Origin of the sequence: Bradyrhizobium sp. IC4060 (genome assembly GCF_020193715.1) — a bacterium.
GTDB classification, from domain to species: Bacteria; Pseudomonadota; Alphaproteobacteria; order Rhizobiales; family Xanthobacteraceae; genus Bradyrhizobium; species Bradyrhizobium yuanmingense.
Genome location: NZ_JADYVJ010000002.1, coordinates 580131 through 603243 on the forward strand (window position 1 = coordinate 580131; position 23113 = coordinate 603243).

The 23113-nt window shown below is 64.7% G+C and carries 31 protein-coding genes and 1 riboswitch; of the genes, 10 read left to right on the forward strand and 21 right to left on the reverse strand.

The features are described 5' to 3' along the window. Window positions 1–14: 14 nt before the first annotated feature. Window positions 15–977 (reverse strand): D-2-hydroxyacid dehydrogenase family protein, encoded by a 963-nt coding sequence (locus I6F16_RS09515; protein WP_225112155.1) that lies wholly within the window; start codon window positions 975–977, stop codon window positions 15–17. 130 nt (window positions 978–1107) lie between these two features. Further along, window positions 1108–1323 carry a hypothetical protein gene (locus tag I6F16_RS09520; protein WP_036013194.1) on the reverse strand — a complete coding sequence of 72 codons (216 nt, stop codon included), beginning with the start codon at window positions 1321–1323 and terminating at the stop codon, window positions 1108–1110. 235 nt (window positions 1324–1558) lie between these two features. Between I6F16_RS09520 and ettA the strand changes: the two genes are divergently transcribed. Next, complete coding sequence (gene ettA / locus I6F16_RS09525; protein WP_036028509.1) at window positions 1559–3208, forward strand: energy-dependent translational throttle protein EttA; 1650 nt, start codon at window positions 1559–1561, stop codon at window positions 3206–3208. A 7-nt stretch (window positions 3209–3215) separates the two neighbouring features. Then, window positions 3216–4442 carry a lytic murein transglycosylase gene (locus I6F16_RS09530; protein ID WP_036028508.1) on the forward strand — a complete coding sequence of 409 codons (1227 nt, stop codon included), beginning with the start codon at window positions 3216–3218 and terminating at the stop codon, window positions 4440–4442. Window positions 4443–4620: 178 nt separating this feature from the next. On the opposite strand, the gene I6F16_RS09535 is transcribed toward I6F16_RS09530, so the two are convergent. Together I6F16_RS09535 and I6F16_RS09540 are read right to left on the reverse strand one after the other, a co-directional pair. Further along, window positions 4621–4902, reverse strand: coding sequence for a hypothetical protein (locus I6F16_RS09535; protein WP_036013199.1), 282 nt, complete (start codon window positions 4900–4902; stop codon window positions 4621–4623). 211 nt (window positions 4903–5113) lie between these two features. Next, window positions 5114–5434 (reverse strand): hypothetical protein, encoded by a 321-nt coding sequence (locus I6F16_RS09540; RefSeq protein ID WP_225112156.1) that lies wholly within the window; start codon window positions 5432–5434, stop codon window positions 5114–5116. A gap of 600 nt (window positions 5435–6034) precedes the next feature. Here I6F16_RS09540 and I6F16_RS09550 point away from each other — a divergent pair. Both I6F16_RS09550 and bfr read left to right on the forward strand, forming a co-directional pair. Continuing rightward, window positions 6035–6307, forward strand: a complete 273-nt coding sequence (locus I6F16_RS09550; protein WP_036013202.1) for a (2Fe-2S)-binding protein — start codon at window positions 6035–6037, stop codon at window positions 6305–6307. Between the two features lie 133 nt (window positions 6308–6440). Next, on the forward strand, window positions 6441–6929 hold the full coding sequence (gene bfr / locus I6F16_RS09555; RefSeq protein WP_036013205.1) for a bacterioferritin: 489 nt from the start codon (window positions 6441–6443) through the stop codon (window positions 6927–6929). 95 nt (window positions 6930–7024) lie between these two features. On the opposite strand, the gene I6F16_RS09560 is transcribed toward bfr, so the two are convergent. Next, complete coding sequence (locus I6F16_RS09560; RefSeq protein ID WP_225115106.1) at window positions 7025–7627, reverse strand: MSMEG_1061 family FMN-dependent PPOX-type flavoprotein; 603 nt, start codon at window positions 7625–7627, stop codon at window positions 7025–7027. A 76-nt stretch (window positions 7628–7703) separates the two neighbouring features. After that, window positions 7704–8057 (reverse strand): hypothetical protein, encoded by a 354-nt coding sequence (locus I6F16_RS09565; RefSeq protein ID WP_036028558.1) that lies wholly within the window; start codon window positions 8055–8057, stop codon window positions 7704–7706. Between the two features lie 259 nt (window positions 8058–8316). Here I6F16_RS09565 and I6F16_RS09570 point away from each other — a divergent pair, with 259 nt between their 5' ends. Next, window positions 8317–8586 (forward strand): DUF2277 domain-containing protein, encoded by a 270-nt coding sequence (locus I6F16_RS09570; protein ID WP_036013210.1) that lies wholly within the window; start codon window positions 8317–8319, stop codon window positions 8584–8586. Window positions 8587–8679: 93 nt separating this feature from the next. After that, entirely contained in the window at window positions 8680–8895 is a 216-nt protein-coding gene (locus I6F16_RS09575; RefSeq protein WP_036028500.1) for a hypothetical protein, read from the forward strand. On the opposite strand, the gene I6F16_RS09580 is transcribed toward I6F16_RS09575, so the two are convergent. The 3 genes from I6F16_RS09580 to fabG all read right to left on the reverse strand — a co-directional run bounded on the left by I6F16_RS09580 (window position 8892) and on the right by fabG (window position 10786). Further along, on the reverse strand, window positions 8892–9416 hold the full coding sequence (locus tag I6F16_RS09580; protein WP_225115105.1) for a collagen-like protein: 525 nt from the start codon (window positions 9414–9416) through the stop codon (window positions 8892–8894). The genes I6F16_RS09575 and I6F16_RS09580 overlap by 4 nt on opposite strands. 172 nt (window positions 9417–9588) lie before the next feature. Beyond that, a complete protein-coding gene (locus tag I6F16_RS09585) occupies window positions 9589–9837 on the reverse strand; it encodes a helix-turn-helix domain-containing protein (protein WP_225115104.1) in 249 nt (82 codons plus the stop codon). A 181-nt stretch (window positions 9838–10018) separates the two neighbouring features. Then, window positions 10019–10786 (reverse strand): 3-oxoacyl-ACP reductase FabG, encoded by a 768-nt coding sequence (gene fabG / locus I6F16_RS09590; RefSeq protein WP_225173634.1) that lies wholly within the window; start codon window positions 10784–10786, stop codon window positions 10019–10021. Window positions 10787–10897: 111 nt separating this feature from the next. Here fabG and I6F16_RS09595 point away from each other — a divergent pair, with 111 nt between their 5' ends. Beyond that, window positions 10898–11383: a J domain-containing protein gene (locus I6F16_RS09595; RefSeq protein WP_225139112.1), complete on the forward strand. Its 486-nt coding sequence runs from the start codon at window positions 10898–10900 to the stop codon at window positions 11381–11383. 79 nt (window positions 11384–11462) lie between these two features. On the opposite strand, the gene I6F16_RS09600 is transcribed toward I6F16_RS09595, so the two are convergent. The 3 genes from I6F16_RS09600 to I6F16_RS09610 all read right to left on the reverse strand — a co-directional run bounded on the left by I6F16_RS09600 (window position 11463) and on the right by I6F16_RS09610 (window position 12768). Beyond that, a complete protein-coding gene (locus I6F16_RS09600; RefSeq protein WP_036013225.1) occupies window positions 11463–11714 on the reverse strand; it encodes a hypothetical protein in 252 nt (83 codons plus the stop codon). A gap of 238 nt (window positions 11715–11952) precedes the next feature. Further along, the gene (locus I6F16_RS09605) at window positions 11953–12213 is read right to left on the reverse strand and encodes a hypothetical protein (protein WP_057026969.1); all 261 of its coding nucleotides are present in this window, start codon (window positions 12211–12213) and stop codon (window positions 11953–11955) included. Between the two features lie 171 nt (window positions 12214–12384). Continuing rightward, window positions 12385–12768 carry a RidA family protein gene (locus tag I6F16_RS09610; RefSeq protein ID WP_036013230.1) on the reverse strand — a complete coding sequence of 128 codons (384 nt, stop codon included), beginning with the start codon at window positions 12766–12768 and terminating at the stop codon, window positions 12385–12387. A 483-nt stretch (window positions 12769–13251) separates the two neighbouring features. Here I6F16_RS09610 and I6F16_RS09615 point away from each other — a divergent pair, with 483 nt between their 5' ends. Next, window positions 13252–13686, forward strand: a complete 435-nt coding sequence (locus tag I6F16_RS09615) for a hypothetical protein (protein ID WP_036013234.1) — start codon at window positions 13252–13254, stop codon at window positions 13684–13686. 144 nt (window positions 13687–13830) lie between these two features. Here I6F16_RS09615 and I6F16_RS09620 read toward each other — a convergent pair whose 3' ends face one another. Beyond that, on the reverse strand, window positions 13831–14526 hold the full coding sequence (locus I6F16_RS09620) for a glutathione S-transferase family protein (protein ID WP_225139111.1): 696 nt from the start codon (window positions 14524–14526) through the stop codon (window positions 13831–13833). 248 nt (window positions 14527–14774) lie between these two features. Between I6F16_RS09620 and I6F16_RS09625 the strand changes: the two genes are divergently transcribed. Then, window positions 14775–15320 (forward strand): phosphohydrolase, encoded by a 546-nt coding sequence (locus I6F16_RS09625; protein ID WP_225139110.1) that lies wholly within the window; start codon window positions 14775–14777, stop codon window positions 15318–15320. Window positions 15321–15335: 15 nt separating this feature from the next. Here I6F16_RS09625 and I6F16_RS09630 read toward each other — a convergent pair whose 3' ends face one another. Further along, the gene (locus tag I6F16_RS09630) at window positions 15336–15983 is read right to left on the reverse strand and encodes a glutathione S-transferase family protein (RefSeq protein ID WP_225139109.1); all 648 of its coding nucleotides are present in this window, start codon (window positions 15981–15983) and stop codon (window positions 15336–15338) included. Between the two features lie 214 nt (window positions 15984–16197). Continuing rightward, entirely contained in the window at window positions 16198–16707 is a 510-nt protein-coding gene (locus tag I6F16_RS09635) for a mismatch-specific DNA-glycosylase (RefSeq protein WP_225139108.1), read from the reverse strand. A 97-nt stretch (window positions 16708–16804) separates the two neighbouring features. Here I6F16_RS09635 and I6F16_RS09640 point away from each other — a divergent pair, with 97 nt between their 5' ends. After that, window positions 16805–17290 carry a DUF4262 domain-containing protein gene (locus tag I6F16_RS09640; RefSeq protein ID WP_225139107.1) on the forward strand — a complete coding sequence of 162 codons (486 nt, stop codon included), beginning with the start codon at window positions 16805–16807 and terminating at the stop codon, window positions 17288–17290. 102 nt (window positions 17291–17392) lie between these two features. On the opposite strand, the gene thiC is transcribed toward I6F16_RS09640, so the two are convergent. The 6 genes from thiC to I6F16_RS09670 form a co-directional block, all read right to left on the reverse strand. Continuing rightward, window positions 17393–19291 carry a phosphomethylpyrimidine synthase ThiC gene (gene thiC / locus I6F16_RS09645; RefSeq protein WP_225139106.1) on the reverse strand — a complete coding sequence of 633 codons (1899 nt, stop codon included), beginning with the start codon at window positions 19289–19291 and terminating at the stop codon, window positions 17393–17395. A gap of 164 nt (window positions 19292–19455) precedes the next feature. Then, window positions 19456–20064, reverse strand: a complete 609-nt coding sequence (locus tag I6F16_RS09650; protein ID WP_036013245.1) for a thiamine phosphate synthase — start codon at window positions 20062–20064, stop codon at window positions 19456–19458. Beyond that, on the reverse strand, window positions 20051–20833 hold the full coding sequence (locus tag I6F16_RS09655) for a thiazole synthase (RefSeq protein WP_109145910.1): 783 nt from the start codon (window positions 20831–20833) through the stop codon (window positions 20051–20053). The genes I6F16_RS09650 and I6F16_RS09655 overlap by 14 nt, the downstream gene beginning before the upstream one ends. A 169-nt stretch (window positions 20834–21002) precedes the next feature. Then, window positions 21003–21200 carry a sulfur carrier protein ThiS gene (gene thiS, locus I6F16_RS09660; RefSeq protein ID WP_225139105.1) on the reverse strand — a complete coding sequence of 66 codons (198 nt, stop codon included), beginning with the start codon at window positions 21198–21200 and terminating at the stop codon, window positions 21003–21005. Beyond that, on the reverse strand, window positions 21191–22201 hold the full coding sequence (locus I6F16_RS09665) for an FAD-dependent oxidoreductase (RefSeq protein WP_225139104.1): 1011 nt from the start codon (window positions 22199–22201) through the stop codon (window positions 21191–21193). Before I6F16_RS09665 ends, thiS begins: the two co-directional genes overlap by 10 nt. Then, a riboswitch (TPP riboswitch) is annotated at window positions 22189–22317 on the reverse strand. (Overlaps the previous gene by 13 nt.) Window positions 22318–22487: 170 nt before the next feature. Then, window positions 22488–23051 carry a lytic transglycosylase domain-containing protein gene (locus tag I6F16_RS09670; protein ID WP_225139103.1) on the reverse strand — a complete coding sequence of 188 codons (564 nt, stop codon included), beginning with the start codon at window positions 23049–23051 and terminating at the stop codon, window positions 22488–22490. Window positions 23052–23113 lie beyond the last annotated feature (62 nt).

The following is a 23113-nucleotide window of genomic DNA, read 5'->3' on the forward strand; positions in this document are numbered from 1 at the left end:
ACGCCCTTTTCGTTTCAGGCCAGCTTCCGCGGCAGCTCGCCGCCTTTGGTGAAGGCGTCGATCGCCTCGACCATCTGGCCGTAATGGATGCGTAGACCATCCGTGGTCGCGTAGCCCAGATGCGGCGTCAGCACGAGATTGTCGAGCTTGCGGAAGGGGTGGTCGACCGGCAGCGGCTCGACCGAGAACACGTCCAGGCCGGCGCCTGCGATCTTGCGCTGCTGCAAAGCGTCCAGCAGCGCCTGCTCATCCACGATCGGCCCGCGCGCGGTATTGACCAGGAAGGCCGTCGGTTTCATCCGCGCAAGATCCGCGCGGCTGACGAGGCCACGCGAGCGCTCGCTCAGCACCACGTGGATGGTGACGATGTCGGCCTTGGCGAACAGCTCCTCCTTGGAGGCGTAGCCGACGCCAACAGAAGCGCACTTTTCCGGCGTCAGGTTCGGGCTCCAGGCGATCACGTTCATGCCGAACGCTTTCGCAATGCCCGCCATCTTGCTGCCGAGCTTGCCGAGCCCGACGATGCCGAGCGTCAGCCCTTCGATCTCGACTCCGGCAAATGTCTGCCAGGACTCGCCCGCATGCATGCGCGCGTTCTCTCGGCCGATGCCGCGGGTCAATTCCAGGATCAGGCCCATCGTGAGCGGCGCCGTCGGATCGCGGGAATATTGCGTGCCGCCGATAGCGATGCCGCGCGCTTTCGCGGCCTCGATGTCGATCGCAGCGTTGCGCATGCCCGAGGTCAGCAGCAGCTTAAGCTTCGGCAGGCGATCGAACAGGCTCTTGGGAAACGCCGTGCGCTCGCGCATCGCGCAGATGATTTCGAAGTCGGTGAGCGCACTGGCTGCGGCCTGCTCGGAGGCAAAGGGATGGCTGAACACGGTGACGTCGACGCGATCCGACAATTTCGGCCAGTCGGCGACGTCGAGGGCGAGATTGAAATAGTCGTCGAGGATTGCGCAGCGCAGCCGGCTCATCAGCGTTCATCCATGGCGAGAGGTGAAGGCGCCAGGCGGGCGCCGTCATCGGAACCTGGCCATGGTTTGCGCGCAATCGCGCCGGCGCGCAAGCAGCCTGCGTCTTCAAAAGTCCGATAGGGATCGTCGCTCAGACGTCGCGGGGCTTCAGGCGGAATGGTGCATCCATGCCGTGCTTGGCGCGCCAGGCGGGGCCGGGGCCGCGCATGTAATGCAGTTCGGGCCGGTAGGGATTGAAGGCGGTGACGAAGAAGCGCTTCCAGAAGGCCTTGATCTCCGAGGCGAACCCGGAGTCGCGCCCGGCTCCTGCCGGAACAGGAAGAGAATGGGTCTCGATCAGAGCCATGATGCGGCCTCGCTGTGCTCCCCGTTCGTTCTGAGCGGGTGGCGCTGTTTCCGCGCGAAACCGAGCTTTGGCCTGATTTATTAAAAGATGGTTTCAATTGTCCGGATCGGTGGCCGGATGGTTTCCTGACCGTATTCATCCGTGGTGAACGGACGGAAAACGTTGCCCTTTGGGGGCGGGATCGCTACATCGCTGGCGAAGCAAATTTCCTCAAATCGAAGGTTTCACGGGACCGATGGCGCGCCAGTTCATCTATTTCATGCAGGGCCTGACCAAGAGCTACCCGACCCGGAAGGTGCTCGATAACATCCATCTGAGCTTCTACCCGGACGCCAAGATCGGCGTGCTCGGCGTCAACGGCTCGGGTAAGTCGACCCTGCTCAAGATCATGGCCGGTCTCGACAAGGAATACACCGGCGAGGCCTGGGTCGCCGAGGGCGCCCGCGTCGGCTATCTCGAGCAGGAGCCGCAGCTCGATTCCAAGCTGACCGTGCGCGAAAACGTCATGCAGGGCGTCGCCAAGCAGAAGGCGATCCTGGACCGTTACAACGAGCTCGCGGTCAACTATTCGGACGAGACCGCCGACGAGATGACCAAGCTGCAGGACGAGATCGAGGCCCAGGGCCTGTGGGATCTCGACAGCAAGGTCGACCAGGCCATGGACGCGCTGCGCTGTCCGCCCGACGATGCCGACGTGACGAAACTCTCGGGCGGTGAGCGCCGCCGCGTCGCGCTGTGCCGCCTGCTGCTCGACCAGCCCGAACTCTTGCTGCTGGACGAGCCGACCAACCATCTCGACGCGGAATCCGTGTCGTGGCTGGAAGGGCACCTGCGCAACTATCCCGGTGCGATCCTGATCGTCACCCACGACCGCTACTTCCTCGACAACGTCACGGGCTGGATCCTCGAGCTCGATCGCGGCCGCGGCATCCCGTACGAGGGCAATTACTCGTCCTGGCTGGTGCAGAAGCAGAAGCGTCTGGAGCAGGAGGGCCGCGAGGATGCGGCGCACCAGAAGACGCTCGCGCGCGAGCAGGAATGGGTCGCCTCGTCGCCGAAGGCCCGCCAGGCCAAGTCGAAGGCGCGCTACCAGCGCTATGAGGAGCTGCTGAAGAAGGCGAGCGAGAAGCAGACCCAGACCGCGCAAATCATCATTCCAGTGGCCGAGCGGCTCGGCGCCAACGTGGTCGATTTCGAGGGGCTCAGCAAAGGCTTTGGCGATCGTCTCCTGATCGACAACCTCACCTTCAAGCTGCCGCCCGGCGGCATCGTCGGCGTGATCGGTCCCAACGGCGCCGGCAAGACCACGTTGTTCAGGATGATCACCGCTCAGGAGAAGCCGGACTCCGGCACGATCACGGTCGGCGAGACCGTGCATCTCGGCTACGTCGACCAGTCGCGCGACGCGCTCGACGGCAAGAAGACCGTGTGGGAGGAGATCTCTGGCGGCAACGAACTGATCCTGCTCGGCAAGAAGGAAGTCAACTCGCGCGGCTATTGCTCGTCGTTCAACTTCAAGGGCGCGGACCAGCAGAAGAAGGTCGGCGCGCTCTCGGGCGGTGAACGCAACCGCGTGCATCTGGCGAAAATGCTGAAGTCCGGCGCCAACGTCCTGCTGCTCGACGAGCCGACCAACGACCTCGACGTCGATACGCTGCGCGCGCTCGAAGAGGCGCTGGAGGATTTTGCCGGCTGCGCGGTCATCATCAGCCACGATCGCTGGTTCCTCGACCGCATCGCGACGCACATCCTCGCCTTCGAGGGCGAGAGCCACGTCGAATGGTTCGAAGGCAATTTCCAGGACTACGAGAAGGACAAGATGCGCCGGCTTGGCCAGGACAGCATCATCCCGCACCGCGTGAAGTACAAGAAGCTGACGCGGTGATGGCGGCATGATGCGACGGGCGCTCATCGCTGCGGGGATCGTCATCGCCTGCAGCTGGTCGCCCGTCCGTGCTGCCGACGCCGCTTTCACCCAGTTCATCGCCTCGTTGTGGCCGGAGGCCCAACAGGCCGGCGTTTCGCGCGCAACGTTCGATGCGCAAACGCGCGGGCTGGAGCCCGACTACAAGCTGCCCGATCTGCTCTTGCCCGGGCGGCCGGCAACGGGTGCGCCGTCGCAGGCCGAGTTCGTGCAGGTGCCGGCCGACTACGTCAAGGAAGCCTCGATCGCGCGGCTTGCAGGCGAGGGGCAGCGGCTGCTCCAAAAGCATCGTACCTCGCTGGACGAGATCGAGAAGAAGTCCGGGGTGCCGGCGACCGTCATGCTCGCCATCTGGGGCCGCGAGACAGACTATGGCCGGCACACGTTGCCCTACGATCTGGTGCGCGTACTGGCGACGCAGGCCTATGTCGGACGCCGAAAGGATCAGTATCGCAACGAGTTCATTGCCGCGCTCAAGATCCTCGATGAAGGCGTCGTCACGCGCAAGGACATGCGCTCGTCCTGGGCAGGCGCGACCGGCCTCACCCAGTTCCTGCCGTCCGAATATTACAAGCATGGCGTCGATTTCGACGGCGATGGCCGCATCGACATCTGGCACTCGGTGCCGGATGCGCTGGCCTCGGCTGCGCAGCAGCTCGTCAACAAGGGCTGGCAGAGCGGCGTGCGCTGGGCTTACGAGGTGCAGGCGCCGGCGAAGGTCGATTGCACGACGGGCGTGCCGGAGGTGACGAAGCCGATCGGCCAATGGCTGCGCGAGGGTTTTGTCCCGGTACGCGGCCAAAAGCTCAGCGCCGCCGAGCAGGCGCAGCCGGCCTCGCTGCTCCAGCCCGAAGGCATCTACGGCCCGTCATTCCTGACCACGAAGAATTACTTCGTCATCAAGGAATACAATTTCTCCGATCTCTACGTGCTGTTCGTCGGCCACCTTGCCGACCGCATGACAAACCCGCTGCCGTTCGCGACGCCATGGGCGGCCTCGAAACAGCTGCGCACCAAGGACGTCGAGACCATGCAGCGCGAGCTGACGCGGATCGGGCTCTACAAGGACAAGATCGACGGCAAGGCCGGCATGCAGACGCGTGCGGCGCTTGGCGCCTATCAGAAGTCGGCGGGCCTCAAGCTCGATTGCTGGCCGAGCGAAGAGGTGCTGCGTTCGATCCAGGCGGCGCGATAGAGCATGATCCGGAAAAGTGTGAAGCGGTTTTCCGAAAAGATCATGCTCAAACAATAACCTAAAGCGCGATGACGCTTCATCCTAACCGCATCGCGCTTTAGCGTGCGCAAACAAAAAGCCCGGCCGATGCTCTCGGCCGGGCTTTCCGATCGCGGCGCGCATGCGCCAGGCAATCAGATCAGTAGCAGACGCGAACCGGGCGGCTGACCCAGCCGTAGCCGTCCCAATAGCGCTCGCGGCGCCAGTAGCAGGGCGCGGGCGGCGGGGGCTCGGCGATGTAAACGGGGCCGCCATAGGCCGGACGGCTGGAGGCGATTGCGCCGCCGACGATGGCGCCGCCGATCAGGCCGGCTGCGATACCGGCGCCGACGCCGTCATGGGCCTTCGCGGACGGAGCGGCGGTCACCAGCGAACCGGCGACCGTCGCGACCGTGAGGGCGGCAACTAAAGTCTTGTTCATGCTCTTGGCTCTCCTGGGAGATGGGTTCCTCCTGCTAGAGGCGCCCGGGTTTCAAAGGTTCACGCACACTCTGATGGAATTGGCCTTGCAGCTAGGAAGCGCGCAAATGGTCAATCCACGGTAAACGCACACGGAGCTGTGACGAGAAAAAGCGGTCTTTTTCAGGCCCTGAGGTGAACGGCGCATCCGTAGTGAACCGGCTTGGCGCGCCTCAGCCGCAGACTCGGACGCGACGGACGCGCCAGGCATAGCCATCCCAGAAGCGCTGCTTCTGCCAGACGCAGCCGCCGTAATAGTCGTCGGCAACATAGCCTGGACCCGGGGCGTAGTAGCGCGGCGGGTAGTAGCCCGGCCCATAGTAGCCATAGCTAGGCCCGTAATAATACGGAGAAGCCAGCGCGCCGCCGACAAGGGCGCCGCCGATGATCCCGGCGGCCACGCCTGCCGCGACACCGCGCTGGGCATGGGCCGGCGTTCCGGCCGTCAGGGCCAGAATAACGACGGCAGCGACCGCCAGGAGCGACTTCTTCATTGCTTGACCTTTCAGACGAACACGCGGGAACCCTTGGGCCGCAAGGTTCCATATTCCGCTTGAATGATCAATGAACGGCACCTTTGCCGGAGACGACCAATTGGTATGGGTCCCACCGGGAGACGATGATGGGCAACGCGATGGTTAATGCTTTGATTGCGGCCGGGATCGTTTTCGCGGTCGGCTACGGCTGGATCGCACATCTCCAGAACCGCGCACGGCGCTCCCGCGCTACCGCCGGCAGCCACGGAGGGAGTAGGGGGGAGAGCACCTATTCCGGGACGAATGACGGCTTCTCGCTGGGAAGCTGGTTTTCCGGCGGCAGTTCGGGGAGCTCTGGCGACGGCGCAAGCTGTTCCAGCAGCGATAGCAGCAGTAGCGGCGGCGACTGCGGAGGCGGTGGCGACGGCGGAGGAGGAGGCGGCGGTGGCGGCGACTAGTGGGCTACAATCTTGATCCAGCGCAAGAGCTTGATTTAGAGCCGTTCTAGGCTTTGATCAGGCCAGTTTGGAATAGCTTCAAATACCTGTTTTTCCTTTTGCATCCGGCCGGCCTGTTAAATATCGATGATGGCGCATCACCGAAGGGCCTTCCGCTTCCATGATCGTTTGTTCCTGTAACGTGCTGAGCGATGATGATATCCGCGCCGCCGTCGCCGAGTCCGACGACGCCGTGCGGCATGCCAAACAGGTCTATGGCTGTCTCGGCTGCAGCGCCGAATGCGGGCGCTGCGCCCGGACGATCAAGAGTATCATCGACGAAGCGCTCGGCCCCTGTGCGCAGTCCTGCTGCGCCGGCTGCCCGCATAGCCACACCGTGGCCGCCAACGACGAGACCGCCGAACCCGCCGAGTTCGCCCTCGCGGCCTGCTGAAAACTTCCGCAATTCCGGCTGAGCTTTTCCCCGGCTGGGTTCCCGTAGCCGGTTGCTCTCGCTCGCAAAGTGATTTAGAAGCGTTCTAAACTCGGTTTGGGACCGATTTGGACTGCAAGAGCTGGAGTGAACCATGCAGGGCGACGCAAAAGTCATCGACTATCTCAACAAGGCGCTGCGTCACGAGCTGACTGCGATCAATCAGTACTGGCTGCATTACCGCTTCCTCGACAATTGGGGCCTGCTGGACATGGCCAAGGTCTGGCGCAAGGAATCCATCGAGGAGATGGAGCACGCCGACAAGCTCACCGAGCGGATCCTGTTCTTCGACGGCTTTCCGAACATGCAGGTGCTCGATCCCCTGCGCATCGGCCAGAACGTCAAGGAGATCATCGAGTGCGATCTCGCCGCCGAGATGAGCGCGCGGGCGCTCTATCAGGAAGCGGCGACCTACTGTCACAGCGCCAAGGACTATGTCACACGCGACCTGTTCGAGAAGCTGATGAGCGACGAGGAGCACCACATCGACTTCCTCGAGACCCAGCTCGATCTGATCGGCCGCATCGGCCTCGAGCTCTACACCCAGAAGCATGTCGGCGGGCTCGAGGGCGAGGGGCACTAAGCTCGGGCCCGGCTCCCTCCATCGTCATGGCCGGGCTTGACCCCGGCCATCCACGTGTTGCCGCACGTCGTTTCGTTTTGCGGAACCGCTCTCGGCTACAGCTGCGTCTTGTAGAGCTCTTCCACGGCCTCCTGGCTCGCCGGTTCGCCGAGGCCGGTCTGCTCGTGAATGACCGTGACGATGCTCGGCATCACCGAGCGCTGCACCTTCTCCGACCTCCACAGATTCGAGCGCATCAGCGCCTTGCCGCAATGGAAATAGACCTCGCTGACCGCGACGTTCAGCACCGCGCGCGGCGGCTTGCCGAATTCCACCATCGAGGCGAGCAGATCCGGGTCGGCCGACAGCGTGCCGCGGCCGCCGACGCGCAGCGTCTCCTCGATGCCCGGCACGAAGAACAGCAAATGCACGAAGCCTGAGCCTTCGACGACGTTGCGGAAACTGTCGATGCGGTTGTTGCCGGAGCGGTCGGGCATCAGCAGCTGGTTGGGGCCGGCGACGCGGACGAAGCCGATGCCGCCGCCGCGCGGCGAAGCGTCGACGCTGCCGTCCGCTCCCGATGTCGCGAGCACGCAGAATGGCGACATCTCGATGAATTTCTTCGCATGCGCATCGATCGCGGGCCGTGCCTTCGCTATCACGCGCGGGCTCGGCTTGGCATAGATGGTGGCGAGGTCTTCGGCGCTAAGATCGGTCAACGGCGTGCCTCCGCTTCAGCTGGCTTCAAGCTACCCGATCGGGCCGTCGCCAGCCAATGGAAATTACCAAGGCGCGTTACACCGCATCCGCCGGCACGAAGCAGCTGATGATGATGGAGCCGCGGTGGTGGACGTACCACACCACGGCCTGGCCGATCGGATTGCCCTGGTCGCGGATGATGGCGCGTCCGGGCACCTCGATCCATTGTCCCTCGATCGGCACCCAATAAGCGCCATTGCGCACGTCATACTCGGTGCGATGGCCGTCGGAGATGTCGCAGCAGGGAACCCCGTTCGGCGCGATCACGCTCTTGAACCAGGCGCGGATGTCGGGCGGAACGTGGTCGTATTGGCCATTGTCGCGCGCGAACGCAACGTTTGCCAGCGCTGTCGCCGCAACCAACCAAACGCACAGTGCGAGCCTGTGCATGCGATCCTCCTCGTCGCGTATCGTGCCATGGGCGCGCGATTGTCCTGCGCGTCTTTCCCTATCGTTGGCACGGATTAAGCCTGAGCCGTCACTGCAATGCATGCTCAAATAATATGCGATGCCGGCGCCCCCGCTTATGATGCGCTGCGAGATCAGCTTGTGGCGATGCGCATCCACCAAGTTGGTCGCAGAAGCGAGAAGGCGGATGTAGGATTTCGGCTCGGACCTTCGTCTTAAGGAAAACGCCGGGAGAAAGTGCATGTGCCGCAACATCAAGACGCTGTTCAACTTCGAGCCGCCGGCGACGGAGGATGAGATCCACGCCAGCGCGCTGCAATTCGTGCGAAAGCTGTCGGGTTTCAACAAGCCGTCGCAGGCCAACGAGGCGGCGTTCGATCGTGCGGTGGCCGAGGTCTCCGAGGCGGCGCGAAAACTCCTGACCTCGCTGCATACGAACGCGCCGGCGCGCGACCGCGAGGTTGAGGCGGAGAAGGCGAAAGAGCGTTCGCGGCTGCGCTTCGGTACGTGAGGTCAGGCAGCGTGCTCCGTGATCTGGCTCACGGTATCTGCTGCCTCGGCTTGCGATGGTGGCGGCCGGGGTTTTGATCGCCCGGAGCACGATATGAGCCGCCCCCTTCTTCCTTTGAAAGCAGGTGCCATCGTCTTCACGCTGCTGTGGACCGCGTGGATGATGTGGTGGGGCGGCTCGTTCTCGAGCGCGAACGTGATCATCCTCGCCCTGTGCGGCGCGGCGGTCGGCTATTTCTGGTATCGCGCCATGCGCTGGCAATTCGAGCGCATGGGCATGCTGCCGCGGCGCGAGGATCGGCCCGACTAGACCCGTCGGCTATCCTTGCCCTGCTTCTTCTTTTTCTTTTTCTTCCTGTGATCGTCGCCATCATCGCTCTCGTCATCGACGATTGCCTCGTCGGTCTCCTGGACGGCGGCTTCGAGCGCTTCGCGCTCGGCGGCTTCGCGCTCGCGTTGGCGGCGGCGTTCGTCCCAGGCATCGAAGAGCTGGTCGAGCCAGGGCAGCACCTGCTCGATCGACGGCAATTGGCCGGGCGGACCCGGCTCGCCGCGCGGGCCTTGCGGCCCCGCCGGTCCCTGCGGCCCGGCAGGTCCCAGTGCGCCGGCTGGCCCACGCGGACCGGCTTCGCCCTGTTTGCCTTGCGGACCGGGCTTGCCGGGCGGCCCGGCCTTTCCGACCGGGCCCGGCTTGCCCTGCGGCCCGGGCTTGCCGCGTGCGCCGTCGGGGCCGCGCCGGCCCGGATGCCCCTGTGGCCCCGGCCGTCCCGGCTCGCCTTGCCGCCCGCGAGGCCCCTGAGGCCCCGGCCGTCGTCCCTGGTCGTCTGCCACGCCACCGCTCCCTTCACCTGGAGCAAGCTACTTAGCGGCGTTTGACGACAGCAGCAATTCCGCCCGCGCTTCGTGCCGGGCTTGATCAACATCAATCGGCGGCGCGAGCGGCCGCCTCATCGATCGCGCGTGGCTGCGCAGCGCGTCGTCGCTGGCCGATTGATGTCGTGCGCTAATCCTGACATGCGGGCACCTCGATGCCGGAGGCGGCATAGAGCCTGATCTTGTTGCGCAGCGTGCGTACGGAAAGGCCGAGCACGCGCGAGGCGCGCGTGCGGTTGCCGTCACAGCGCGCCAGCGTCTGGATCACGAGCTCACGCTCGACCTCGTCGACGGTGGCACCGATCAGAAGCGGAACGATCTGGTTCGGGGCAAGGAATTGTGCGTCCGGCCCGGACGCGGCGACATGAACAGTGGTCATCAAAACACCTCCCGATCAACGCCCGCTTCCATCGTCGGAAGCGGATCGAGAACCAACGACCCCCAAGCCGTGAATCTACGGTGGTCCGGTTTGGTTAATGAAAGGTTAATTGGAGGGGCTGCACCGAATTGATCTTGAGAATGCCCAGATGCCGCCGCGATTGGTGCGAGCCTCGCGTCCCTCACACCGTGCGATAGCCGCCGTCCACCATCACGATGGTTCCGGTGACATAGGCCGACAGATCGGAGGCGAGGAACACCGCGGGGCCGACGATGTCCTCGGGCTTGCCGGTGCGCGCCAGTGGGGTGTGATCGATGAAGGCCTGCACCAGCGCCGGATTGGTCGCGCGCACGTTGGCGTTGATGTTGGTCTCGATGAAGCCGGGGCCGATCGCGTTGACGCGCACGCCTTCCTTGCCGAGCTCGACCGCGAGCGCCTTGGTGAAGCCGAGCACGCCGTGTTTCGAGGTGGTGTAGGCCGCCGAGCTCGGCGTGCGCAGATGCACGAAGGACTGGATCGAGCCGATGTTGACGATGCGGCCTTTGCTGGCGCGCAAGGGCGCGAGGAACGCCTGCGTCACGTTGAACACGCCGTTGAGGTTGAGCGAGATGATGTCGTTCCAGTCCTTCGCCACCGTCTCGGTCTCCGCGGTGAAGGCGTTGCGGCGGGTGATGCCGGCATTGTTGACGAGGATCGAGACCTGCCCGATCTCGTCCGCGATCTGCCTGGCGAGCGCGAAGCAATCCTCGCGCCTGACAACGTCGAGGGCAAAGCTCTCGGCTTTGCCGCCCGCTTGCCGGATCTCCTGCGCCACCTCCGCCGCCGTCTCGGCGTTGACGTCGAGCAGCACGACCTGCGCGCCCTCCCGCGCATAGCCGGTGGCGATCGCCCGGCCGATTCCGGAACCGGCGCCGGTGACGACAGCGATGTGGTTTGCGAGCAGCGCCATGGCAGTTTCCTCCCGTTTTCGTTTCGAAGTTTCACGAAACGCTAACGCGAAATTAAGGGGTCGGAAACGGCGGCCTTGGCATACTGATCCTGATTGCTAAACGTTGCGCGCATGATGGAACGGCTCGAAACCTGGAAACTCGCTCTGGAGCGGCTGCGGTCGGCGCAAGCGCCTGACTGGGCCGAGGCCGGCCGGCTGGTGGCCGAGATCGCGCGGATGAGCAGCGACGTCACGCTGCGCCAGGCTGCCGAGCAGGCGCTGCCGGTGCTGCGCCAGGCCGTCGACAACGACGATCACAGCGTGACGCTGGCGGCCCAGCGCCGTATCAGTGTGGTGCTCGAGGTCGTGCACGATCTGACCGCGCCGCGCTTCGGCCGCCGTAACGCCGCGCCGAAGAAGCTCTCCAGCGAGGACCGCGCGCGCAAGGTGCTCGGCCTGCCGCTCGCGGTGCAGCTCACTTGCGAGGACATCAACCAGGCCTATCGCCGCGCCGCCAAGGGCCTGCATCCCGACCAGGGCGGCAGCGCCGAAGCCTTCATCGACCTCGCCGCCGCGCGCGACATCCTGATCCATCCCCGCGCGTACAAGGACGCGTGAGCGTCTCGGGCCTTCGAAAAGCAAACCGGGCAAGGACGCCCTCGTCCTTGCCCGGTTCTTCGTCCGCCGATCGATTATCTTACCACTTGCAGCTGCCGCTCTTGAGCGCGGCGTCCTTGACCATGAGTGCATCGACGAAGGTCGGCACGCTGGCGCTGGCGCGGTGATAGCCGGCCGGCCACGGCGTGGTCGGGATGCTCTCGTCCCAGATCTGGCAGAAGCCGGTGTCCTGCCAGCGGATCAGATGATAGCTGGCTTCGGCCGGGCTCGCGGCGACGAACGCGGTGACGGCAAGACCGGCGGCAGCGCACAGCATGGAAATACGACGCATGATCAGCTCCTCAAATGAATGATGTGATGCGCCTCCCGACAATGACGGGGAGGGGTGGTGCGGGACGCGCTTGGCACGCGCCCCGGACAAGATGTGAGTAGTTCCACCCGCCGCCGAGGTTCAAAAAATGTGCGTGGGACAGGTCTGATGGCGGCCGGGGAAACGCTTCAGGCCACTCAAAGCAAAAGGGCGGATCGCCCGCGCGACCCGCCCTTCAAGCGCTACTCTCGCGTCCGGCTCAGAGCGTGCACTTCCGCTCGGCGCGCATCTTGATCTGCAGGTCCGAGGCCTGCTGGAAGGTCGGGAACGGCTTGCTGACGACCTTGTAGGTAGAGACCCCGAACTGGAACGGCTTGTACTGCAGGTCCTCGTTCCAGACCTGGCAGATGCCGGTGTTGTCCCAGCGGATCACGTAATAGCCGACCTTCGCGGAGGCGGGCACGGCGAACACGGAACTAGCGATGCCGGCAACGGCACTGAGCGCGAGAAGGCGACGCATGAAGTATCTCCTGGTGGGACATGGGTGGTGGGACATGGGACCGAAAAAATTCGTGCGGTAAAAGCAGGTCCTTTGCAAGCCGGGGGGCCGCCATTCACGGACATGTCAGCTGTGCCCAACGCATTTGGTTTGGACGCGTGCCCGATAGGTCACACGCAGCTGACTAGGCTCCTACTTGGCCAGCGAAGCGACCGCCTCGATCTCGATCAGCATCTTCGGATCGGGCAGCGCCTGCACCACGCAAGTCGTGCGCGCCGGGTACGGCGGCGGGCCGAAGGCGCCGGCATAGAGCGCGTTCATCGCGGCGACGTCCGAGGCGCGGGTCAGGAGCACGTTGACCTTGACGAGATCATGCATGCCGGCGCCGGCCTCGCCCAGCACGCGCTTGATGTTGACGACGACATTGGCGAACTGCGCCTCGAAGCCATCAGGCAACGCGCCTGATACATCGAAGCCGGGAATGCCGGAGACGAACAGGAGGTCGCCAACCCGCGTCGCAAAGGACAGCGGCGGCGCCTTGACGTGCGGCGGGGGCGCGAAATGCTGGATCGGCATGGGATCACCTCAGGACGGGGGCGGACGCAGGAGCGTAGCGGCTGGCGCGGGGATGCTCAAAACAAAAGTGCGAAAACAACCCCATGCACAGTAGGCGCCGCACGGAAATCATTGATGTTTTCCAGAATTCGCCAAACGCGAAGCATTCGGTTGCTCCGTCGGGCAAAACAGGGGCATTATGGCATGCTGGCGGTTGGTGGTCTTCGCCTCTCCCCGCGTGCGGGGAGAGGCCGGAATTTGCGGAGCAAATTTCGGGTGAGGGGGAGTCTCCGCGAGTCCGACTGCCAGTGCATGTGCGGAGGCGGCCCCTCACCCCAGCCCTCTCCCCGCAAGAACGGGGAGAGGGAGCGCACCGTGCTTGCGGGGAATCCTGCCGCTTCGCCTTGAGCCCTCCGCCCCATCATGTTGCCGCCGCGATCGATCAGGTACATTCGCTCCGTCTGATTCGAATCCTCCTTTAAAAAACAGCCCCCGGAGACCCCCATGAAGCTCGCATCCACCCTCCGCGCCGCGTGCGTCGCCATCGTCGCCCTGGCTGGCCTCTCGACGACGGCGCAGGCCGACAGCGGCTTCGTGACGCTGACGATCTACAAGGCGGGCTGGATCATCGGCGGCTCCGGCGGCTCGGGCGTGCTCAACTTCCGCGGCCGCTCTTACGGGCTTTCCACGGGTGGCCTCGACTACGGCCTCGTGTTCGGGGGATCCAAGACCGTGCTGCGCGGCCGCGTCTCCAACATCAACCGTCCCTCCGACGTTGCCGGCGTCTACGGCGCCGCCGGTGCCGGCATCGCCGTCGGCTCCGGCGCCCGCGCCATCGTGCTGACCAACCAGAAGGGCGCAGTGCTGGAGCTGTCGGGCACGCAGGTGGGGTTGATGGCGAATGCGGATCTCAGCGGGCTTGCGATCACGATGCGGTAGAAGACGGTGCCGTAGGGTGGGTTAGCCCTGCGGATCCGCGCAGCGAATCCGCGGGGCGTAACCCACCTCTTTGGCGTCTCCGGAGACGAACAGTGGTGGGTTACGCTTCGGACAGCGCTTCGCGCCGCCCGAAGCTGACCCACCCTACGATTTCTCGACCCTCGCATGCACCCGCTCGCAATGCGCGACGATGTTGGCGTGCGCATCGACGAAGGCCTTCAGCGGCGTCGGGATCGGAAAGTAATAGATGTTGGCGATGAAGCCGTAGATGCCGGCATCAACGCTCGTCGGCGCCGCGCCGTGTACGAAGCCTTGCGCCGGCGCGATGTCCGCCAGCACCTGCAAGTCAGCGAGCCCCCGCGCGTAGGCCTGCTCGGGCGTGTAGCGACCGATGCCCTGGAAGTGATAGCGCTGCGCGTTGTAGGCCTTGGCCTTCTCGAAGCCGGTAGGGTCGATCTGCGGATGCTGCGCGATGAAGGCGTCGCGGAACGCCGGATAGAAGCGCTCGTCCTTCCAGCGCGAATAGGACATCACCCAGTAGAGATCGTCCAGCATGCGCGTGACGAGATGGTCGGTGCGGCGCTGTTCCGATGACAAGCCGGCGTCGATCGTGAGGCGGTATTTCTTAGTCGCGTGCGCGATGATGGTCTCGCTGTCGCCGATGATCTCGCTGTCGTCGACGATGTAAGGCAGCTGCCCGCGCGGCGCGGCCGAGGCATCGAAGACGTGCTCATGCACGAACGGCACGCCCGCGAGCTTGAGGAACGCATAGACCTTGAGGCCGTAGCCGTTGTTGTCGGCGACGCCGAAGAGTTCTGGGTAGGAGTAGAGGGTCAGCATGGGCGGGCTCCTCCGGGGTGGCGGAGGCCAGCATGCTAGGGAGTGGAAACGGATGCAATCCTCGTGGCCCGCATGAGCGCAGCGACATGCGGGAATGGGGTCCCCGGATATCGCTTGCGCTCATCCGGGCTACGTCAGAGCGCCATTTGCGAATTGCCTTTTGCGCAATAGGATGACCGCGATCCTCTGGTCCGGGAGATGACGATGGCCATCAACAAGGACAAGATCGACGACGTGAGACTTCGCCCATGACCCGCGACGAATTGGTCGCTGCCTATGCGGCGCCCGGCCGCCACTATCACAATCTCGCGCATATCGAGGATTGCCTGGCGGCGCTCGCGCGGATCGATGGTCTCTCGGTCGCCGAGCGCGAGACGCTGTCGGAAGCGATCTGGTGGCACGACGCCGTCTACGATCCGACGCGGACGGACAACGAGGAGCGCAGCGCGGAGCTCGCCGAGCAGCACGTCCGCGCCGAGCTTCGCCAGGAGGTCGGCCGCCTGATCCGCTTGACCAAAACGCACGACGTTCCGCCCGGCGATCGTCTCGGGGCGATCCTGATCTCGATCGACCTCAGCATTCTCGGCGCCGATCCCGCCCGCTACGATGCCTATGCCGCCGCGATCCGCCGGGAGTTCAGCCATGTCGCCGAGGAGGACTATCGGGCCGGCCGCGCCCGCGTGCTGCGCCGTTTCGCGGCACGCGAGGTCATCTTTCCCGATCCGGCCTTCGCCGCGATGTTCGATCGGCAAGCCCGTGCCAACCTCGCCCGCGAGCTGGCCAAGCTGAGCTGAAGCGGGCTGACCCGCCTACGAACGCGGCGCGGCCGTGAACACCGCGAGCTGCGCCTCGAACGCCCGCCTGAATGCCGGCCGCGCCTCGCCGCGCGCGACATAGGCAGCGATCTCAGGAAATTCATCGAGCAGGCCTGACGTATTCAGCCGCCGCAGCACGGTCACCATCATGAGATCGCCGGCGCTGAAGGCGCCGTCGAGCCAGTCGGCATTACTGATGTGGCCGGACAATTCGCCGAGCCTGATGCGCACACGCTCCTGCAAGCCGGGCAGGCGCTCGGCGTGCCAGCTCCTGTCGCGCTCCAACAGCATCGCCATGGAGAGCTCGACGATCGGCGGCTCCACCGTGCTTAGCGCGGCGAACATCCATGCGATGGCGCGGCTGCGCGCGTTGGCATCCTTCGGCAGCAAGCCATCGTGGTGTTCGGCGATGTGGAGCACGATCGCGCCGGACTCGAACAGAGTGAGATCGCCGTCTTCATAGGTCGGGATCTGCCCGAACGGATGCAGCGCGCGATGCGTCGGCTGTTTCATCGCGGCGAAGGAGAGGAGGCGAACGTCGTAGGGTTGGCCGACCTCTTCCAGCGCCCAGCGCACCCGCATGTCGCGCGCGTGGCCCTTGCCGCGGTCGGGGGAGGATTCGAAGGCGGTGATGGTGGGCATGGGGGGCTCCATGTGCGTCGCGCTTGGTCCGGAGGACGATTGGCGGAGACGGATTCCGACACTCGTCTTGTAGGGTGGGTTAGCCGTTTCCATACGCGGTCCATCCCCACGGGACGGGGCAAGGCGTAACCCACCACGTCTGCGTCCGCGGCGACAGAAGTGGTGGGTTACGACGGGCGGACTGCGCTTCGCGCATCCGCACGTCTAACCCACCCTACGCAGCGATCCACTTGGCTAACTCCCGCCACGGCTCCAGCGTCCAATGCCCGGACGCAGCTCCTGATGGCGAGGGCAGCACGAATGTCTCCGGCCAGCTTCCGTCGCGCGCCTGCCGCCCCGGCGCAATCGCAGCCGACGGCCGGCCGTAAAACAAGCTCGCCGCCTTCTTGCTCGTGAAGGCAATCGTCCGCGGCCGGTACTTTTCCATCTTCGCCCTGAAGCCCGGCACGTCGAACGTCCCCGCCGCGATCTGGTGATCCATCCCGGCGCCCGTCTTGCAGAGATCGGTGAAGCCGATCCCGAGCGCGATCAGCGATGCGAACTCGCCCGGCTGATAGCGGCGCGGCGTGATCCCGGCCTCATGGAGCGCGCGCCAGAAGCGGTTGCCGGGATGGGCGTAATAGTGCCCGAGCTCGGCCGAGCGGGTCGAGGCGGCGGTGCCGACGAAAACGAGGCGGATGTTGGGGCGGAGCTGGTCGGGGAGGCGGTGGATGGTGTTGGACATCTTCGATGCGACTATTGACTTGCTTCTTTCCTGAATCTGCCGTCGATATTGTCAGGGGTGTGCGAGCGCCGTGCGCCTCAGGCCGGTTGAAGGAAGAATGCAAGATCAGTTTGAGTGGCCCGAGCCCGAACACGAAGCCGACAAGGTCATTTTGCGCAACGTCCGCAACCACGGCTGTCATATCACAGGCATACCCGACGCCAACCCGCCGTTTGCATTTTCAATCGGTCTGTATCTGAACTATGGGCATCCCGAACTCATCATTTTCGGCCAGAGAGCCGAAACGGCGCAGGCCATCATCAACCTTATCCGCGACCGCGTCGCAACAGGGCATCAATTCGTCGACGGCGATGTCGCCGATGACATGCTGGAGAACGGCTACAAGCTCGGATTCTGGCAGGTGCCGCTCGGTGTCTATCGCGAATATCTCGGCACGGCGATCTGGTTTTACCAGAAGTCGCGGTTCGCATTCCCGTGTCTCCAAGTCATCTGGCAAGACGTCAATAGGCGTTTCCCCTGGGAGGCGGAATGCTCACCCGATGTCAAAAAGGATCAGCCGCTGTTAAAGAAAATGGTTGCTTGAAGGGATGCTTCGCAAAAAAAAAGCCGGGCATTTTGCCCGGCCTCTCAATTTCGGATGGCTGCCCGGGTCAAGCCCGGGCATGACGAGCGCAGCACGAGTCCCTTACAACACGCGATTGCTCTCCTTCACCTTCTCCGCATCCAGGTACAAGCTCTCGCCCATCTCCTTGAACTTCGCGCTCATCTTCGCCATGCCGTCCTCGGCGGTGCCGCTCATCGACATCCCCACGCTGTTCGGGTCGTTCAGCGTTGCCGCGTAATCCCGCACGTCCTGCGTGATCTTCATCGAGCAGAATTTTGGGCCGCACATCGAGCAGAAATGGGCGACCTTGTGGGCTTCCTTCGGCAGCGTCTCGTCGTGGAAGTTTTTCGCGGTGTCGGGATCGAGGCCGAGGTTGAACTGGTCGGTCCAGCGGAATTCGAACCGCGCGCGGGAGAGGGCGTCGTCGCGCAGTTGCGCGGCGGGGTGGCCCTTGGCGAGGTCGGCGGCGTGGGCGGCGATCTTGTAGGTGATGACGCCGGTCTTGACGTCGTTGCGGTCGGGCAGGCCGAGATGCTCCTTCGGCGTGACGTAGCAGAGCATGGCGCAGCCGAACCAGCCGATCATGGCTGCTCCAATGCCTGACGTGATGTGGTCGTAGCCCGGCGCGATGTCGGTGGTCAGCGGCCCGAGCGTGTAGAACGGCGCCTCGCCGCACTCCTTGAGCTGCTTGTCCATGTTGATCTTGATCTTGTGCATCGGCACGTGGCCGGGGCCTTCGATCATGACCTGGCAGCCCTTGTCCCATGCGATCTTTGTGAGCTCACCGAGCGTCTCCAGCTCCGCAAACTGCGCGCGGTCGTTGGCGTCGGCGATCGAGCCCGGACGCAGGCCGTCGCCGAGCGAGAACGAGACGTCATACTTGCGCATGAGGTCGCAGATCTCGTCGAAATGGGTGTAGAGGAAGCTCTCCTTGTGATGCGCCAGGCACCACTTCGCCATGATCGAGCCGCCGCGGGAGACGATGCCGGTGACGCGGCTGGCGGTGAGGTGGATGTATTGCAGGCGCACGCCGGCGTGGATGGTGAAATAGTCGACGCCCTGCTCGCACTGCTCGATCAAGGTGTCCTTGTAGAGCTCCCAGGTCAGCTTGACGGGATCGCCGTTGCACTTCTCCAGCGCCTGGTAGATCGGCACGGTGCCGATCGGCACCGGCGAGTTGCGCAAAATCCACTCACGCGTGGTGTGGATGTTGCGGCCAGTCGAGAGGTCCATCACGGTGTCGGCGCCCCAGCGGATCGCCCATACCATCTTCTCGACCTCTTCCTCGACCGACGAGGTCACCGCCGAGTTGCCGATATTGGCGTTGATCTTGGTCAGGAAGTTGCGGCCGATGATCATCGGCTCGAGCTCTGAGTGGTTGATGTTGGAGGGGATGATGGCGCGGCCGCGCGCTATCTCGTCGCGGACGAACTCGGGGGTGATGAAGGCGGGCACCGACGCGCCAAAACTTTCGCCGTCGGCGAGTGCGGCTTCGGCGCGCTCGAGCTGCTGCTTGCGGCCGAGATTTTCCCGTTCGGCGACGTAGATCATCTCCTTGGTGATGATGCCGGCGCGGGCGAACTCGAGCTGCGTCACCTTGTGGCCGTCGAGGCCGCGCAGCGGCTTGTGATAGGCCGAGAAGGCGCGCGCGGCCTTGTCCGTGGAGACGCTGCCATTGTCCTCCGGCTTGATCTGGCGGCCCTCATATTCCTCGACGCCGCCGCGCTCCAGCACCCATTGCTTGCGGTTGCGCGCCAAGCCGGCGTTGACGTCGATCGTGACGGAGGGATCGGTGTAAGGGCCCGAGGTATCATAGACCGGCAGGTTCGGCTCGCCCGCGCCTTCGGACAGGATGATCTCGCGCAAGGGCACGCGGATATCAGGCGCGGCGTCGGGGGTCGCGAAGATTTTTCGCGAGGAGGGCAGGGGGCCGGTGGTGACGGCGGGGACGGTTTTATCGGGGTTGGAGCGGATGTTCATGGGATCCTCCGGTTAATTCGTATGCTTGGGCGCCGGGACGACGCTGGTGACGAAGTTCTTCGTCATTGCGAGCGCAGCGAAGCAATCCAGAACTGCGTCCGCGGAGACAGTCTGAATTGCTTCGTCGCAAGGGCTCCTCGCAATGACGGTGGAGAGAGTTTCGGTCATGCCGCCTCCTTTGAACCGTCGAGCCATTGCCGCACGCGGGCATCGGGGTCGGGGTTCTGGGTGACGTCGGAGACAACAGCAATGGAATCCGCGCCGGCGGCAAAAATCTCCGCGGCGTGCTCGAACTTGATGCCGCCGATGGCAACCAGCGGGATGGTGCCGATGCGCTGCTTCCATTCGGTGATCTTGGGAATGCCCTGCGGCTCGAAGCGCATCGATTTCAGGGTCGTGAAGAAGATCGGGCCGAGCGCGACGTAGTCGGGCTTCGCCGCCAGCGCGGTCTCAAGCTCGGCGTCGTCATGGGTGGAGATGCCGAGCTTGAGGCCGGCCTCGCGGATAGCGCCGAGATCTGCGTCTGCAAGATCCTCCTGGCCGAGATGCAGGTATTGTGCACCCGCAACGATCGCTGCGCGCCAATAATCGTTCACCACCAGCTTGGCCTGCGTGTCCTTGGTGATGGCCAGCGCGTCGGTGACGATCTGCAGCGCGTCGGCGTCGTTCAGCTCTTTGGCGCGCAGCTGGATGGTGCCGACGCCGAGCTTGGTCAGGCGTTCGACCCAGGCCAGGCTATCAACCACGGGATAGAAGCGATCAGGATACGGCATGCCAGAACGGGGTCCCAACGACAGGGGTGGAGGGCGAGGCGAAGTCGCGGGCGTTCATCAGCCCGGCCTCGTAAGCGGTGCGGCCGGCCTCACAGCCGAGGCGGAAGGCGTTCGCCATTGCGACGGGATCGGCGGCTTTGGCGATGGCGGTGTTGAGCAGCACGGCATCATAGCCGAGCTCGAACGCCTGCGCGGCGTGAGAAGGCGCGCCGAGGCCAGCGTCGACCACCAGCGTGATGTCGGGCAGCCGCTCGCGCAACAGTTTTAGCGCATCGCGGTTGGTGATGCCCTTGGCGCTGCCAATCGGCGCGGCCCACGGCATCACCACCTTGCACCCCGTTTCGACCAGGCGGCTCGCGACCGAGAGGTCCTCGGTGCAATAGGGGAAGACTTCAAAACCGTCCTTGATCAGGATGCCGGCGGCTTCGACCAGGCCGACGACGTCGGGCTGCAGCGTGTCGTTGTCGGCGATGACCTCCAGCTTGATCCAGCTTGTGCCGAACAATTCGCGTGCGAGCTTGGCCGTCGTCACCGCCTCGCGCACGGTGCGGCATCCCGCGGTGTTCGGCAGCACTGACACGTCGAGCTCGCGGATCAGCTTCCAGAACGCATCGCCAGTCTTGCCGCCGGCGGATTCGCGCCGCAGTGACACCGTGACGATGTTGGCACCGGAGGCGCGGATCGCCTCTTGCATGATCGCAGGCGAGGGATAGAGCGCGCTGCCGATCAGCAGGCGGGAGGCGAAGGTTTTGCCGTAGAAGGTCACCATGTGGGTGTTTCCTCGATTAAGGCTCTCTCCGCCGTCATTGCGAGCGAAGCGAAGCAATCCAGAGATTCATCCGCGGAGACACTCTGGATTGCTTCGTCGCTGCGCTCCTCGCAATGACGGAAAGAACCCTGAACGGGCGGCAGATGGAAGGCGCGCTCCGTCATTCGGCTCACCCTCCCTGCCGCGGCGTGATGATCTCGATCTCGTCGCCGGCTTGCAGCAGCGTCTCCGCCCAGCGGCTCTTCGGCACGACGTCGTAATTGAGCGCGATGGCGAAATGGCTGCCTTCGTAGTCGAGCTCGGCGAGCAGCGCGTCGACGCTGGCTGCGCTGACCTCGCGCTGCTCACCATTGACGATCACGCGCATTGCATTACCTCGTTGTCGATCTGGCCGCGCTCGACATAGGCGAGCGTCAGCTCGGCGAGCGCCGGCGCAATCAGGAAGCCGTGGCGGTAGAGGCCGTTGACGCTGATCTTACGATCGCGAATGCCGATGCGCGGCAGATTGTCGGGATAAGCGGGGCGCAGCCCCGAGCCGAATTCGACGATGCGGGCCTCGCCGAACGCCGGGTGCACGGTATAGGCCGCGCCCAAGAGCTCCAGCGCGGAGCGCACGCTGACGCCGGTGTCTTCGGCCTCGATCGAGGTCGCGCCCAGCATGAACAGGCCGTTCTCACGCGGGATCACGTAGAGCGGCCAACGCGGATGGATCAGCCGCACCGGGCGCGCCAGCTGCACCTCGTCCGTCTCGATCAGGATCATCTCGCCCTTGACGCCGCGAAGCTCGCTCTGCTCGTCGCGGGCACCAAGGCCGCGGCAGTCGATGACGATGCCGTCTAGCTCGTTCGCGGTGACGTCGCTGCAGAACTTGATGGTGCCGCCGGCAGCCTTGATGCGCTCGTGCAGCTGCGGCAGCACGCGGCGCGGCTCGACATGGCCCTCGGCGGGGAAGAACAGCGCGTCGCGGAAGCGGCCCTCCAGCGACGGCTCGAGCGCGGCAAGGCCGGCGGCATCGAGCCGGCGGTGATCCGCGGTCATGCGCGCAAACCGCTCGAAATCGTTGCGCTCGCGCGGGTGGGCGACGACCAGCGAGCCGTTGAACGGCGTGTCGGGCAGCTCGCGCCGCCAGAGATCGAGCGAGCGCAGGCCGAGGCGGCTGATGATGGGTTCGGCGACCTCGGCCTCGCAATAGGGCGCGAGCATGCCGCCGGCCCAATGGCTGGTGGCATCCGTCATCGCCTCGTCACCGCGCTCGTGCAAGGTGACGGCGTGGCCGGCCTGCGCGAACAGCAAGGCCTGCCAGGCGCCCGCGATGCCTGCGCCGATGATGGATACCGGTGAATCCGGTCGCTTGATGGTCTGCAACATCCCTGTCCCTTCGCCGGCATGACCCGGATCAGGTTCAAAGGGTCACCGCGGTCCTGGGCGGTATTGCCCATTTAGCGGTATCTCAGCTCCTCCTCGGAGCACCCCTCGGAACGGTGCTAATGTATGCCAGCAGGATGGGGTGGTCAACGCGGTAACAGTCGTCATGCCCGGGCTTGTCCCGCCTGCGCGGCCGAAGCCGCTTCGGCGAGGCGAAGGCCCGGGCATCCACGTACTTGGCGCAGATGCAAGACGTGGATGGCCGGGTCAAGCCCGGCCATAACGGAGATCAATGAGCGGGAACCTGCGCCCGCGCGTTACGGACGCGCTGGGCGAGCTTCCTGTGGGTCGGAGCGGCGAACATCGGCTGCGGATTGCCGTTCGGCTCGAGCCAGGGCTGGCCCATAGTGCCTTGGCCCATGGTCTCGCCCGCATGGGCGACCTGGACCGCCTCCTGCCGCTGGCGCTTTGCAGCATAGTAATAGCCGCCCGCGAAATAACGCACGGCTCGCGCGTGATCGCCATTGGCGGCGCGGTAGGCGCCGGCGAGGTATTTCACAGCGTAGGTGAGGTTGGTGTTGGGATCGCGCAGGCCGGCTGCATCGCCGGTGTAGCCGACCCCGCGGGCGGTCGCGAGCTTGATCTGCATCAGCCCGATAGTGCCGCCGCGACCGACCACATGCGGCTGATAGCGGCTCTCACGCATGATGACACGATGCACCAGTGCTTCCGGCACGCCGTTGGCGCGGGCATGGGCGGCCACCATCTCGGCATATTCGGCTTGCCCGGCGCAAGCTGCCTGCGGCAACGTCAATCCGGCCGCGAGCAGCGCGACAATTCGTAAGATTTTCATCGAAGTATTCCTCGGCAGAACGGACCCGCGCCCCAGCGCGTTAGGCCGTGGGAACACGGCGA